General features: G+C 75.3%; 1 protein-coding gene. It reads left to right on the top strand.

What is annotated here, in order from left to right; genetic code table 11:
- Window positions 1–263: ATP-binding protein (locus tag AADR41_RS43140; RefSeq protein WP_446751215.1), on the top strand; the 263-nt coding region annotated here is incomplete at both ends.

Genomic DNA, 263 nt, shown 5'->3' on the forward strand with positions numbered 1-263 from the left:
ATGCCGGGCTGACCTGGATCGGCCCGCCGCCGCAGGCGATCCGGGACCTCGGCGACAAGGTCGCCGCCCGGCACATCGCGCAGCGTGCCGGGGCCCCGCTGGTCGCGGGCACCCCCGACCCGGTCGGGGGTGCCGGCGAGGTCGTGGCGTTCGCCGAGGAGAACGGGCTGCCGATCGCGATCAAGGCCGCCTTCGGCGGCGGCGGACGCGGGCTGAAGGTCGCACGCACACTTCAGGAGATCCCGGAGCTCTACGACTCCGCG

Source organism: Streptomyces sp. CLV115 (assembly GCF_038448545.1).
In the GTDB taxonomy this organism is placed as follows: Bacteria; Actinomycetota; Actinomycetes; order Streptomycetales; family Streptomycetaceae; genus Streptomyces; species Streptomyces sanglieri.